Source organism: uncultured Sulfitobacter sp., assembly GCF_964021855.1.
Lineage (GTDB): Bacteria > Pseudomonadota > Alphaproteobacteria > Rhodobacterales > Rhodobacteraceae > Sulfitobacter.
Genome location: NZ_CAXHZD010000005.1, coordinates 155219 through 168627 on the forward strand (window position 1 = coordinate 155219; position 13409 = coordinate 168627).

Sequence of the window (13409 nt, forward strand, 5' to 3'; positions counted from 1 at the left end):
GTTCGCCATAGTTCCCGGCGGCGGGGCGCATCGCACCGCCGCCGGTCTTCCATGCTGTCAGATCGTGTAGGTTTCGCCGTCTCCGGGGGTCAGCAGTTTGTCCGAGAACCCCTCTTCGGCTGCGAAGGCCCGGAGTTCTGCGCGCGTAAGGACGCAATGATTGATCGCTTCCATGTGCGAAGCGATCAGTCGAGCCTCGGGCGCGGCCTGGTGAACGCGCAGGACATCCTCGGTTCCCATGATGATGCCTCCGTCAATGCCCTGGACCATCGCGTAGCCCGCGTTCAGGATCGCGATTTCAGGTGCGTGCGCAGACAGGACAGCGTCGACGTTCTCGTTCCAGATCGTGTCCCCGGCAAGATAGATGGTCTTCTCTTCGGGATGGTTGAACACCACGCCGCAGACGTCACCCAGAAGCTCTGCCATTACCTCGTAATGTGCCTGGGTTCCATGCCGGCCCGCCGTCTTGATCAGACGCACACCATCGAACTCGGAGTTCTCGGACAGCACGCGGACATCGGTAAAGCCTTGACCACGGATAACTTCGGCATCGGCGTCGTTCTGGGCGAAGACCGGCAGATCCTTGGGCAGCGCGTCTCGCGCCGCCTGGTCCCAGTGGTCTTCGTGCAGATGGGTGACGATCACGGCATCGACGTCGACGATGTCGGCAATCGGCAGTGGTAGATGCACCATCGGATTGTGCTGCTCGCTGTTCGCGGTCCCCGGGAACCCCGGGAAACTGTGACGATCCGCCAGCATCGGATCGACGAGAAAGCGGACGCCGCCGTAGTCGATCCGCAAGGTGGCATTGCGGATCTGGGTGATCTTGCTCCTGCTTTCGGAGCTGACGTCATTTCCCTGGGCTGATGCAGAGACAGCGCTTCCGACGATGGCGGAGGCGGACATGGCGAGCATTTGTCGGCGCGTGGTCATGAGATCTCTCCTCTCGCCGGTTCAGCGCTTGATGAAGTCGTCGGTGGCAACAACCTCGCCGTAGGTGAATGCGAATGCCGCCATCAGTGCCGCATGGACATGCGCCGCCGGAACGGTCGCGCCATTGAACTCTAGGCCGCGCGTGGCGCAGGCATCGTGGATGGTCACGGTCTTGTAGCCGAAGTCGTTGGCGGCCCGGACAGTCGCGTCCACGCACATGTGGCTCATGGCACCGATCACGACCACTTCCTCGACCCCCTTCTCGTCAAGCAGGCCCTTCAGGCCAGTGTCGCGGAACGAATTGGGAAAGTTCTTGGTAATGACCGGCTCGCCCTCGCCGGGCGCGACAACTTTGTTGATCTCGGCCCCCTCCGATCCGGGGACGAAGACCGGTCCACCCGGCATCTCGTGGCGCACATTTACGACAAGGTCCCCGGCTTCGCGGCCATGAACGATGACGCGCGCCGCATTGGCGGCGGCGGCATCAATGCCTTCGAGCGGCAGGTTACCGTTCGGCCAGTATTCATTTTGCAGATCAACTGCGATGATTGCACGTTTGGACATGGTCTTACCTTTCTGGGACTGGGCTTCTTGACCTCAATCTGGCGTATGCCCACATTCCTCACCATTGGCGTAATCGACATAAAGAGGGGAGATATCGACATATGGAGGATTTAAGGATTGGCATCGTCCTCTACCCCGGCGCGCAACTCTCTGCCGCCCTTGGGCTGACGGACCTGTTTCTCATCGCCGGGCGGATAGCAGAGCGGTCGGATCAGGGCGTCCCGCGGTTGCGGGTCCAAACCCTTCAGGCCTGCGAGCCGGCACCACCGATGCCTGCTGGTGATCCCGAAGCGTCAGGCCATGACAACGCTCCCTGTCAGGTCCTGATTCTGCCTCCGTCACTCGAGGCCCCCATCCAGCCTGATGTCGCAGCGCCGCTCGCGGCTTGGTTGCGGGAACGTCATGGTGAAGGGACGATGCTGGCGTCCGTCTGTGGGGGCGCCTTCCTGTTGGCTGAGACGGGACTATTGAGCGGACGAGGGGCCACCACGCACTGGACCTATGCCGAGGATTTCCGGGAGCGGTTCCCCGATGTGGCGCTGGATACAGATCGCCTGATCATCGACGGCGGTGACATCATCTCGGCAGGTGGCCTGATGTCGTGGACCGATCTCGGCCTGAAGCTGGTCGACCGCTTCCTCGGCCCCGTCGTCATGGCGCAGACCGCCCGGATGATGCTCGTAGACCCGCCGGGGCGTGAGCAGCGCTATTACAGCGGCTTCGCGCCCCGCCTAACCCATGGTGACGCGGCCGTCCTCAAGGCGCAGCATTTCCTGCAGGCCAACGAGGGGCGGGATGTGCGGCTCGCGACGCTAGCAGAGGAAGCAGGGCTGGAAGAGCGCACTTTGCTGCGCCGCTTCCAGAAAGCGACCGGCCTGACCACGACCGAATATGCGCAACGCCTCCGGGTCGCGAAAGCGCAGGAACTGCTGCAATTCGGTCGCCTGCCGGTCGAGCGCATTTCCTGGGAAGTCGGCTATTCCGATGCCGGTGCTTTCCGGAAGATCTTTCATAGGTACGTGGGCCTGACCCCGGGCGAATACCGGCAGCGCTTTCATGCATGAGTGCATTTGGAGTAGAGAAGCCTACCGCAAGGGGTCGTTTGCTGGACGGGGCGAAATGACACTCCAAGCGATCTGTCAAGACCGTCCCAATTGAACCCCCTTGGCTTCTGACCTTGCAAGTCGCTGATTTTGTTGAGCTGGTCAATATCTCAATCTGGCAGATGTTCGAACGGGACAGCAAACATTGTTTTTGAAGCCATGCATGGCGGCAGAGCGGACGAAGCTGACTTTAACTCCGCGAAGATCAATGGCCGCATTTAATGGGGGCATATTTAGAGAAAGCACCTCGGGTGGGAACTGGGCCTCCGAGTCGAAAGTCACTTTCCCTTTTGGTCCATTTAAAGTCCCCACTTCGGGGAACCATTTCAATCGGCAGGACTTCATCCCAACGACAGAACAGCCCAAGAATTTGAAAAAGGAGGGCGTCAAAATTTCTTGGCGCAATGAGCCCCACTGGCAGTGAAGGTTAGGACAGTAGTCGACAAACCGAGACCAGCGCGTCTTAATGATGCTGTAGGGAGAGCAAAATGACACCAAAGGCATCGCATGCTGATATTGTGATGGAGGCAACGCAGTCGACATCGGCTGCGGCAAAGTCGCGGGTTGCTGCGAGTTGGCACCGTTCTGTCATTAAGCATGGACTGGACCCTGATGAGCATCGGGCACCTGACCGAATAGAGCAAAAAAGTCTGCAATTCAGGATGGAGACGCTCGAAAAATTCATGACCGTCGCGAGCCCGCGTTTGGACGCGCTTTTCTCTCTGGTCGGGCAATCGGGTTGCGCGGTTTTCCTGACCGATACAGATGGCATCATCCTAGATCAACGTCTCTCTGATGCTGACGCTATGGCATTTGAAGGTTGGGGCCTCACAACCGGTGCCGACTGGAGTGAAGAGAAAGAAGGCACGAACGGCATTGGGACCTGTCTGACCGAGCAACGTCATGTAATCATTCATCAAGACGAGCATTTCTATACGCGCAACACAGGCATGAGTTGCATCGACGCGCCGATCTACGGCAGCAACGGTCAACTTGTGGCGGCGCTTGATTTATCATCCGCGCGTGCAGATCAAACGGAGGCCTTCAATCGCCTGATCGCGGCCCAAGTGGCCCAAACCGCACGCGCGATTGAAGCCGCGAATTTCAGGGCCGCCTTTTCATCCGCGCGGATCATTGTGGCCGAGAGCGACGACGCCGAGGCCTCAACGCTACTTGCCATTGACGAAAGTGATTTGGTGATAGGGGCCACCCGCGAGGCCCGCCGTGTCTTTGGGCTGCAACGGACGGGTGATTTAGTCGCGCGCCCTGCAACAGACATACTGGGACGTGAAGATGGCCCTACAGGATTTGAGAAGGCCGAAAAGGCCGCTGTGATTCGTGCGTTGGCACGGGCCGGAAACAACGTATCGCAGGCCGCGCGCCAGCTTGGGATCGGTCGTGCGACGCTTTATCGGCGGATGAAGCGGCTTGGACTTGAAGATAGTTAGGGGAAACTGTCTCATTGGTGAGACACCTTTAATCCCGCGACACCTTCCTGCCACAAGACGTGGCGCACGACGCAAGTCACACTCTTTGTAATCCGGGAGGAGAAGCCGGATAACAATGGAGGATTTCAAATGAACGATATGACCCACACCGAGGCAGGCACATATGTGTCGCCGTTTAAGCTGCGCTACGACAACTATATCGGCGGCGCGTTTGTGCCACCCGTCAATGGCAAATACTTCGAAAACGTGACGCCCATTACCGGTGGCTTGATCAACGAATGCGCCCGCTCTGACGCGGCGGATATTGAGCTCGCACTTGATGCAGCCCACGCTGCCAAAGACGCTTGGGGCAAAACATCTGCCACGCATCGCGCGAATATTTTGCTTAAAATTGCGGACCGGATCGAAGAGAACCTAGAACTCTTGGCCACTGCCGAAACATGGGACAACGGCAAGCCGATCCGCGAAACGATGAACGCAGACGTGCCACTTTGCGCCGACCACTTCCGCTATTTTGCAGGTGTTTTGCGCGCGCAAGAAGGCAACATGAGCGAGATCGACAACGACACCGTCGCCTATCACTACCACGAGCCCTTGGGCGTTGTCGGCCAGATCATTCCTTGGAACTTTTCTTTGCTGATGGCGGCATGGAAACTGGCCCCTGCTTTGGCTGCGGGCAACTGCGTCGTAATGAAACCAGCCGAACAAACGCCTGCCGCGATCATGGTCTTTGCAGAACTAATCAACGATTTGTTGCCAGCCGGCACATTAAATATCGTCAACGGCTTTGGCGGAGAAGTCGGCGCAGCACTTGCCAGTTCCTCGCGCATTGCAAAAATCGCCTTCACTGGGTCCACCGTCACGGGACGCAAAATCATGGAAGCGGCGACCAAGAACCTGATCCCCGTCACGCTTGAACTGGGTGGCAAGTCGCCAAACATCTTCTTTTCTGACGTGATGGCAAAGGATGATGCGTTCTTGGACAAGGCCGTCGAAGGCTTCGTTCTGTTCGCCTTCAACCAAGGCGAAGTCTGCACCTGCCCTTCACGTGCGCTGATCCAAGAGGACATCTACGAAGAGTTCATCGCGCGCTGCATCAAACGCGTCGCTGCGATCAAGCACGGCGACCCTCGCGACCCCGAGACGATGGTCGGTGCACAAGTCAGCAAGGCCCAACACGACAAGATCATGGGCTATTTCACGATCGGTCGCGAAGAAGGCGCCGAAGTGCTGGCTGGTGGTGGTTCAGCGCGGTTCAACGGTGAATTGTCAGGCGGGAACTACATCCAACCGACGATCCTCAAGGGTCACAACAAGATGCGGGTTTTCCAAGAGGAAATTTTTGGGCCCGTCGTGTCGGTAACGACGTTCAAGGATGAAGCCGAAGCTTTGGAAATCGCGAACGACACGATGTATGGCCTCGGCGCTGGCGTTTGGTCGCGTGACATGAACACCTGCTACCGCTTTGGGCGTGCCATCGAGGCTGGCCGCGTGTGGGTGAACAACTATCACGCCTATCCAGCCCACGCAGCGTTTGGCGGCTATAAGCAATCGGGCATTGGCCGTGAAAACCACAAGATGATGCTGGACCACTACCAGCAAACCAAGAACTTGTTGGTGAGTTATAGCCCCAATAAGTTGGGCTTCTTCTAAATACTTCGAAAGGCGGCCTTTGCAAATACATGCAAAGGCCGCATCGCAGACCTCGTCAGTTCAAGCTTTGTAGCTATTCCATGAATTCCAATTGAAAACCTTGCTCTGGCAGCGTGTCAGTCATTCAAGGTATTTCTGTTAACCTAATTGACCGCTCTACCTACCGATCGAGAAACGCTCTCAGAATTTAGTCTATTGCTCCGCTTTGGGCTGGAATTTCGGGGCACGATTTCCTTGTTTCCCTTATCAAGATTTAAGCCGCTCCTCAGGTGTTCGGTTCATTCGGCACATTTCATAACCTTTAACCTAGGTTCACTCGAAGTCGGAAATTGCAACTGCTACTTTCAGTTTTCCGATTGCGGACATTCGCGGCAATGCAGAAAATCGGTAAAGAGGGCTCGTTGCCGACCTTCGCCGCGTGGAGCACGAGTGATCGGTCTGAGTTCTGCACCGGTGATCTGGGTCAGTGCAGTTACACAAAAGTCGGTTTTGTCTGACATCTGACGCTACGGGCAAGTCCGTGCCGCCGAACGCACCCGGTGATGTCATCCAGTCTTCGGGCCTGCGGGGTCCTGTCGCGCGAGGGATGGTCCCCCGCCTCCAAGACGGGAGCCAAACAGATGTCCCGCAAAGATGCACACGCCTTCGCCGCCTCCCTCGCCGCCACGCTCATGGTTTCGATCGTCGTCTTCCAAGTTGGGGATGGAATCTTCGGCGCCGTCCCTGCCGATGAAATCGACGGCGACGAAGTTCAGGTACTGGTTGAGGTTGACCCGTGGGCTTAGGCCCACGGTTTCCGCCAAGGTTCAGGTTCGGCGCAAGGGCGCCGACCTGAGTTCTACGCCTGCCAGTCGCCGCAGCTGAACGAGACAGAGTGCCGATGCAGGCCGGCAGATCGTCACCTTCCTCGAATTGTCAGGCTAGTCAGAGTCCTACGGGCCGCCCGAGACGTCTAGGAAGAGTTTCACCAAGGCGACGTTGATGAAGTAGTTATTCTTCCCAGACCGGTGCTTTTCCACAAAGCCCCGCTCCGCCAAGGTGTCGAGATACTTCGCAGCGGTTTGTCTGCTGACATCCAGATCCTTCTGCAGGTATTCGATCCGCGTGTAAGGGTGGCGGAAGAGATTGTTCAGCAGTTCCTGGCTGTAGATCTTGGGCAACTCATACCGCAGCCGATGCTTGACGTCCGCCATTTGCTGCCGGATACCGGTAACAATCTCGAAGGTCGTCGCAGAGGTCTCTGCAACGGCCTCGAGCATGTAGATGACCCAGTTCTCCCAGTTTCCGGTATCACGCACGTCTTGCAGGTGCTGATAGTAGTCCGCCTTGTTGCGAGTAATGAAACGCGACAGGTACAGCACGGGGATGTCGAGCAACCCGGTGCGGGTAAGGTAGAGGACATTCAGAATGCGGCCGATTCGCCCGTTTCCGTCTGGAAAGGGGTGGATGCTTTCGAATTGGTGGTGGATGAGCGCCATCTTGATCAGCGGATCAAGGTCGCTGAGACCGTCATCGTTGATAAACCGTTCCAACGCGGTCATGTGGGTGACGATCTCGCGCGCATCCTGAGGCGGCACAAAGACGATCTCTTCGGTCTTCTCGTTCTTTAGGGCGGTTCCCGGTGTTACTCGAAACCCATCACTACGCCCTTTCAGCAGACGAAACATGTCGATGATCGCTGAGTTGGGGATCAAACCGCCGGTTTCACCCAACCGTGCATAGCCAAGCCGGAGAGCATCGCGATAAAGGGCGACCTCTTTGGCCGCAGGGGATTGCGGATCGTCGGGGAAGATGTCCGCCTGAAACAGCTCATCTTGCGTCGTGACGATGTTTTCGACTTCGGAGGAGGCCTTGGCTTCCTGGAGTGCGAGGGTATCGATCAAAATGCCCTGATTTGGGATGGTCTTTGCCTGCCCCTTCAGGTCCGCAAGCGCACGGCTAGCGCGAGCGAGCGCTTTGAGCACAGGAATAGTTTCGATTTCCGCCGTCGGGGGCAGAGTGGGGATGATATAGGTCGGCTTTAACATGTTCCCTGCCTCGTGTTAAGAAAGTGTCGCTTTGCTAACATGATCTTCGTGTCATGTCAGTAAAAAGCTGTTTTCTTAACTTGGGTCTGTGCCCGCCTTGAATGCGTCAACGAACCACTTCGGGTCACGCCCACGGATAGACCGGATGAGCTGTAGGGTTCTTAGGTGGTGAGGATTTCGCAGCGGATTGCACAAGGGTGGTTTTCACCTTGGAGCCGACAAGTTCGGCAAGAGAGTAGCCCAGTTCCGGCGCAGACTACCGCCTTTTGTCGATCTTGATAGGTGGAAGCCGCCTTCGACATCCTTCTGCATTTTCTTCAGCTCGCTGAGCGACAGGGCCTCGAGATCGAAATCAGCCATTGGTGCGGTCCGTGTCCTGAATGTTCCGATATTGATAGCCCGTTGCAGCATAGGCCCGAAACTTCCGGCAGGCAGGGGCAGAAGGGGCGAGTCGATGATCGTCACTTTCGTCACCGCCAGAGAGGTGCAGGGATTAGGTTCAGATAAGTTCGACTGGCAAGGTGACAGGGTCTGGCATGGGCTCCCCGTGCCTCTCTGTCCTCTGGGTCCTTCGTTCGACTGACAATCCCCTAATCCCGTTCGGTCTCCTGCGCCCAACCCCGCGTCAGTCCGGGCCGTGTTGGCCGCCTGTGGCGTCCTGCCCGCTCCACCCCGGTCCTTTGGAGGGATTCCGGCGTCCGTGCCGTCCGCCGTGCACGCCTCACCCGACGGGCTTTTTCGGGTCTTGTCGAAGGGACGGTCCCGAAGACAGGAAACACAGGAGCTTACCCATGCAGAGCATCGTCATCCTCGCCGGCAACATCGGTCAGAACCCCGAAGCCCGCACCACGAAAGGCGCGAGCACCCAGATCACCAACTTCAGCCTTGCCACCTCGCGCTCCCGCCTCTCGGAAGGTCGCGTGATGCGCGACGACAACGGCTACCGGGTCATGGACACGGAATGGCACCGCATCACCTGCTTCAACGGTCTCAGCAAGACGGTCACGGAGCATTGCGAAAAGGGCATGAAGGTCCTCGCCCACGGCCGTATCCACTACAGCAAGTGGATCGATAGCATGGGCATTGACCGCTACGGCTGCGAGATCATCGCCGAAACTTCCTTAGCCGTCCGAAATCAGCCGAGGGCCAAGACCCCGAGCTGGTCGACCGCGACGACGAGATCCCGTTCTGAGGGTGGGTTCACCCGCCGGGTCTCCCCCTCGGGCCCGACGGGACAACCCGCCGGGTTCGGGGAGCGCCGTAGCCGGTTAGGTCCAGTCTGGCGCTGGCGCACTTATTGACAAACTTTGGCAATCTATGCCATCTTCATGACAAAGGAGATCAAGACCATGGCCACGATGAATGTCTCATTGCCCGATCCGATGAAGATCTGGGTCGAGGCGCAAACCAAGGATGGGCGCTACAGCAACGCCAGTGACTACGTGCGCGATCTGATCCGACGAGATCAGGACCGCCACCGCGCCATTGCGGAGCTGCAACAGCTCGTCGATGAGGGCATCGCCAGTGGTCCCGCAAGGCATTTGGATGTCGAAGCATTTCTTGCCGGCAAGCGAGAACATAATGCCGACACCACCGGTCACTGAATACAGGCTGTCCCCCGCAGCTTTGAGCGATCTGGACGCGATCTGGGATTATACCGTGCGCATCTGGTCTGTTGGCCAGGCCGAAACCTACATCCTCGCGATTGCCAGCGATATGTCCCTGCTGGTCCGACACCCGGAAATCGCGCGCGAACGGCTCGAAATTCGCCCACCGGTGCGGGTGTACCGCTCAGGGTCCCATCTCATCATCTATCGGATCGAAGCCAGCTGGGTAAGCGTGCTGCGTATTGTGCATGCGCGGCAAAATTGGACGGCTTATCTCAACGAATGATCCTGTCCTTGTGTCACACAAGCCGACAGTCGATATTTATCTACCACATGAGGATTTGACCATGAAACCCGCTGACGAAGACCGCATCGCGGCCAATCTTGCGAAGATCATGGCCATGATCTGCATCCGCAATTCGCGCCTCGAAGACCTGCACGCAGGCACGGTGCCAACAACCAAGACGGGGGATTATTCCGATGTCCTCGTGATCGATGCGGAGGGCCGCGAAATACCATGGCTTGAGGCCGCCCATATCGACGACGCCCAGATGGCAAGCCTGATGCGGGACATCGTCAACCGCCTGTTCACGTTTCACATCAAGAGCGATGATCCGGGTTTCCGGGAGGACCTTGATCGCTGGATGGCCGTCGCTGGCAGATGGGACGATCCGGTGCTGGATCAGGCCTTCCTTGATGCGATGGCCAGCTTGAAGTCTCGCCCGAACAGTTAGGTCAGCACCCGGTGTCACTGTGCCTGCGCCGGGCTGCTTGCCAACAGGCGGTACTTCGACCTCGGCCTGCGTTTGAGAGTCAGAGAGGTGTTGGTTGATTTAGCGACCGGTGTGCTTCCTGTTCGGAGTGAGAGGCATTATCATTGGCAAATTCAATAGGTTGAATAGTTCATTGCCGACCTGTAATTCAAATGCCTTTATATCGGAGCAAAAATGCATTCTGCGCTCAAACTTGCTTTTGGAAGTCTTGTCGTTGGGAGCATTGTTCTAGCGTTAAAGACACTGGCATGGCTGATGACAGGCTCCGTGGCGTTGCTCTCGGACGCGCTCGAAAGCACTGTGAACCTCGCAACTGCGTTCGCCGCGCTCGTTGCGATACGGATCGCGGCGCGACCGCCGGACGCAAATCATCCCTTTGGTCACCACAAGGCGGAGTTCTTCAGCGCCGTCCTAGAGGGGGTGATGATCATCGTAGCGGCGATATTCATCCTGCGAGAGGCGTACGAAGGCTTCCTAAGCCCTCGCGCGCTTGGCGCTCCGATAGAGGGCCTTCTGGTGAACGGAACGGCCACGATGCTCAATGCGATGTGGGCCTTCGTGCTGGTTCGAAGAGGGCGTCTACTGAAATCTCCAGCGTTGGTCGCCGATGGGAGGCATCTATGGACCGATGTCTTTACGTCCGCAGGCGTCGCGATGGGAGTTCTTCTTGCACTTGCTACCGGATGGTGGGTCCTTGACCCGCTTATGGCTGCATTGGTTGCGATCAATATCATATGGTCTGGTTCTCGCGTCGTGAAAGAGTCGCTGAGCGGCCTGATGGATGAGGCGGTTCCAGAAGAGATTCTGGCCAGCATACGTGAAGCCATCTCAATCGAGGCGGCCGGAGCGGTCGAAGCGCACGATCTCAGGACCCGTCATGCGGGCAGTGCGACCTTTGTAGAATTTCATCTTGTGGTCCCAAGCGAAATGACGGTTTTCGACGCCCACGAGATCTGTGACAGAGTTGAGGTTGGTATCGCCAAAGCGGTTCCAGATGCGCGCATCACCATCCACGTTGAACCTGAGCATAAGTCAAAGCGCACTGGAATTGTCGTGTTAGAATAGAGCGCGTTGAATGACCATCACATCATCTCAACTGAAAGAATGCTTGGCATGGTGAGCGTTCGGCAAGCCACGTTTCGTCGCAAAAATTTTCCATCAAGCTGCGGAGTTAACAGTCAAAGAGGTGTTGGTTGCTTTCGCGACGGGTTAAAGGCTGGGAGAGTGGCTTCCAGCGCCTATCACGGAGGAATGCCGATGGGTGTTGTGGAATTCTTGGACGCTGTACTACCAACAAGGGCAGGTGGCTATAAGGTAGATGTCAGCCGGGGCGAGCGGAACGGGCGGATGTCGCCCGAATGATTCAGCCGACCCGATGACGAGCAGTATCTTTCACTGGACGATCTCGCAGCCAACGTGAAAGGTCGCTACGCGCGCAGCCGCAGCCGGGTGTTGCAGACCGGCGATATCCGGGTCGAGGCGGTGCGCGACGGCCCCGCCGGTTGCAGTTGATCCTGCCGAAGGGTAAAAAACTGCTGAACTTATTTGTGCAAAACGACATTACCGACTTCGCAACAGCAGTCTTCTTGTCCCACGAACTGATATTTTTGCTGCGTGTGGCCGGTTTCGCGGGCGGTGGGGCGGGCTGGTTTGCGCCGCGATATCGCCCGCGATCTGCCATCTCGATCAGCCGGTGATCTTTGCGGTCATCTCGACCAGGCGCTTCGCCTGATGGGCCACTGCCGCCTTGCCGGCATCGTCAAAGCCATTGGCGTTGGTCGAGAAGCCGTAGGGGTTGCCGCCGGTGTCATAGATCGACTGATCGGTAAAACCCGGCGCGACAATGATGGCGCCCCAATGCATCGCCGTCGTGTAGAGGCTGAGAATGGTCGCTTCCTGACCGCCATGCGGATTCTGGGCGCTCGTCGTGGCCGTGAAGGTCTTGTCGGCCAGCTTGCCGGCACCCCAGAGCCCGCCCAGCGTATCAACGAAGGCCCGAAGCTGGCTGGCGGCCACGCCGAACCGGGTCGGTGTCGAGAAGAAATAGCCGTCGGCCCATTCCATGTCGTCGGCCGTCGCTTCGGGGATATCGCCCATCTTGTCCATCTGCGCTTTCCAGGCGTCCTGGGTCTCGACAACCTCTTTCGGGGCCGTCTCGGGAACGCGGCGAAGGCGGACATCTGCGCCTGCGTCGCGGGCTGCCTCTGCCGCCGCCAAGGCGACGGCATGGTTGGTTCCGTAGGTCGAGTAGAAGATAATTGCGATCTTGGGCTGTGCCATTGTCTTTTCCTTTTCAGTTGGTTGGTTTTTCGTATCGGGCGGCATCCTCACGCGTGCTTTATGAAGGTGCCGTTGTTCAGTTCGAGGAGTGCCTGGCGCAATTCCTTCTGGGTGTTCATCACGATGGGGCCATGCCAGGCGACAGGTTCCTGAATCGGTCTGCCGGTCATCAGCAGGAAACGGATGCCTTCGTCGCCAGCCTGAACCGTGATCTCGTCGCCGGATCCGAAACGGACCAACGTGCGGTTTCCGGTCTGGTCGCGGATGTTCAACTCGGTCCCGCGATATTCCTTTTCAACCTTGATGCCTACAGGATCGCTGGCATCGCGGAACGTGCCGGAGCCAGCAAAGACATAGGCAAGCGCATTGGCCCGCGTGTCCACCGGAAGCACCTTACGCCGCCCGGCTGGGACCGAGACATCGAGCAGCATCGGATTGGCCGCGATCCCGTCCACCGGGCCGGTCTTGCCCCAGAACGAGCCAGTGATCACCTTGACCACCGTGCCGTCGTCATCGCCCTCGACGGGGATGTCGCAGGCGGTAATGTCCTGGTAGCGCGGCGCCGTCATCTTGAGCGACGCGGGCAGGTTGGCCCAGAGTTGGAAGCCGTGCATCTGGCCCTTGGCGTTGCCCGCAGGCATTTCCTGATGCACGATGCCCGATCCGGCGGTCATCCACTGAACGCCGCCCGGGCCGAGCAGGCCGCGGTTTCCAAGCGAATCGGCATGTTCGACCTGACCGTCCAGAACATAGGTGATCGTTTCGATCCCGCGATGCGGATGCCAGGGGAAACCCTTGGAGTAAAGCCGTGGGTCATCGTTGCGAAAATCGTCCATCATCAGAAACGGATCGGTCAACGACGGATCGTCGAATCCGAATACGCGCTGCAGATGCACGCCCGCACCTTCCAGTGCGGGTTGTGCTCTGCTGGTGGATGCGACCGGTCTGAACGTCATGAGAGGCTCCTTTGTCCTTATGCATCCAAGATGGGCCTTGGAGGCGAAATCGTTATTGGCGAGGA

Annotated in this window: 14 protein-coding genes and 1 pseudogene; 9 read left to right on the forward strand and 6 right to left on the reverse strand. The window is 58.0% G+C overall.

What is annotated here, in order from left to right; all coding sequences use genetic code 11:
- Nucleotides 1–57: 57 nt before the first annotated feature.
- Nucleotides 58–933, reverse strand: coding sequence for an MBL fold metallo-hydrolase (locus AADJ11_RS16760; RefSeq protein WP_341235593.1), 876 nt, complete (start codon nt 931–933; stop codon nt 58–60).
- Between the two features lie 21 nt (nt 934–954).
- The gene (locus AADJ11_RS16765) at nt 955–1497 is read right to left on the reverse strand and encodes a cysteine hydrolase family protein (protein ID WP_341235594.1); all 543 of its coding nucleotides are present in this window, start codon (nt 1495–1497) and stop codon (nt 955–957) included.
- 101 nt (nt 1498–1598) lie between these two features.
- Between AADJ11_RS16765 and AADJ11_RS16770 the strand changes: the two genes are divergently transcribed.
- The 4 genes from AADJ11_RS16770 to AADJ11_RS16785 all read left to right on the forward strand — a co-directional run bounded on the left by AADJ11_RS16770 (nt 1599) and on the right by AADJ11_RS16785 (nt 6486).
- Nucleotides 1599–2561 carry a GlxA family transcriptional regulator gene (locus tag AADJ11_RS16770; protein ID WP_341235595.1) on the forward strand — a complete coding sequence of 321 codons (963 nt, stop codon included), beginning with the start codon at nt 1599–1601 and terminating at the stop codon, nt 2559–2561.
- A gap of 527 nt (nt 2562–3088) precedes the next feature.
- A complete protein-coding gene (locus tag AADJ11_RS16775) occupies nt 3089–4048 on the forward strand; it encodes a GAF domain-containing protein (RefSeq protein WP_089423416.1) in 960 nt (319 codons plus the stop codon).
- A gap of 129 nt (nt 4049–4177) precedes the next feature.
- The gene (adh, locus tag AADJ11_RS16780) at nt 4178–5701 is read left to right on the forward strand and encodes an aldehyde dehydrogenase (protein ID WP_054540808.1); all 1524 of its coding nucleotides are present in this window, start codon (nt 4178–4180) and stop codon (nt 5699–5701) included.
- Nucleotides 5702–6321: 620 nt separating this feature from the next.
- Complete coding sequence (locus tag AADJ11_RS16785) at nt 6322–6486, forward strand: hypothetical protein (RefSeq protein ID WP_185805163.1); 165 nt, start codon at nt 6322–6324, stop codon at nt 6484–6486.
- A gap of 147 nt (nt 6487–6633) precedes the next feature.
- Here AADJ11_RS16785 and AADJ11_RS16790 read toward each other — a convergent pair whose 3' ends face one another.
- Together AADJ11_RS16790 and AADJ11_RS16795 are read right to left on the reverse strand one after the other, a co-directional pair.
- Nucleotides 6634–7728, reverse strand: coding sequence for a Fic/DOC family N-terminal domain-containing protein (locus AADJ11_RS16790; RefSeq protein ID WP_166195016.1), 1095 nt, complete (start codon nt 7726–7728; stop codon nt 6634–6636).
- 204 nt (nt 7729–7932) lie between these two features.
- Nucleotides 7933–8088, reverse strand: coding sequence for a hypothetical protein (locus tag AADJ11_RS16795; protein WP_240910506.1), 156 nt, complete (start codon nt 8086–8088; stop codon nt 7933–7935).
- Nucleotides 8089–8519: 431 nt separating this feature from the next.
- On the opposite strand from AADJ11_RS16795, the pseudogene AADJ11_RS16800 reads away from it, so the two are divergent.
- From AADJ11_RS16800 to AADJ11_RS16820, 5 genes and pseudogenes are all read left to right on the forward strand, one after another.
- Nucleotides 8520–8920 (forward strand): annotated as a pseudogene (locus tag AADJ11_RS16800) (single-stranded DNA-binding protein).
- A 157-nt stretch (nt 8921–9077) separates the two neighbouring features.
- A complete protein-coding gene (locus AADJ11_RS16805) occupies nt 9078–9332 on the forward strand; it encodes a type II toxin-antitoxin system ParD family antitoxin (RefSeq protein ID WP_263049305.1) in 255 nt (84 codons plus the stop codon).
- The gene (locus AADJ11_RS16810) at nt 9310–9621 is read left to right on the forward strand and encodes a type II toxin-antitoxin system RelE/ParE family toxin (RefSeq protein ID WP_263049304.1); all 312 of its coding nucleotides are present in this window, start codon (nt 9310–9312) and stop codon (nt 9619–9621) included. The genes AADJ11_RS16805 and AADJ11_RS16810 overlap by 23 nt, the downstream gene beginning before the upstream one ends.
- A 61-nt stretch (nt 9622–9682) precedes the next feature.
- Entirely contained in the window at nt 9683–10069 is a 387-nt protein-coding gene (locus tag AADJ11_RS16815) for a hypothetical protein (RefSeq protein WP_120352567.1), read from the forward strand.
- A 213-nt stretch (nt 10070–10282) separates the two neighbouring features.
- On the forward strand, nt 10283–11173 hold the full coding sequence (locus AADJ11_RS16820; protein ID WP_120352568.1) for a cation diffusion facilitator family transporter: 891 nt from the start codon (nt 10283–10285) through the stop codon (nt 11171–11173).
- 621 nt (nt 11174–11794) lie between these two features.
- On the opposite strand, the gene wrbA is transcribed toward AADJ11_RS16820, so the two are convergent.
- Nucleotides 11795–12388: an NAD(P)H:quinone oxidoreductase gene (gene wrbA, locus AADJ11_RS16825; protein WP_341235596.1), complete on the reverse strand. Its 594-nt coding sequence runs from the start codon at nt 12386–12388 to the stop codon at nt 11795–11797.
- A gap of 47 nt (nt 12389–12435) precedes the next feature.
- Nucleotides 12436–13344, reverse strand: coding sequence for a pirin family protein (locus tag AADJ11_RS16830; RefSeq protein ID WP_120352569.1), 909 nt, complete (start codon nt 13342–13344; stop codon nt 12436–12438).
- Nucleotides 13345–13409 lie beyond the last annotated feature (65 nt).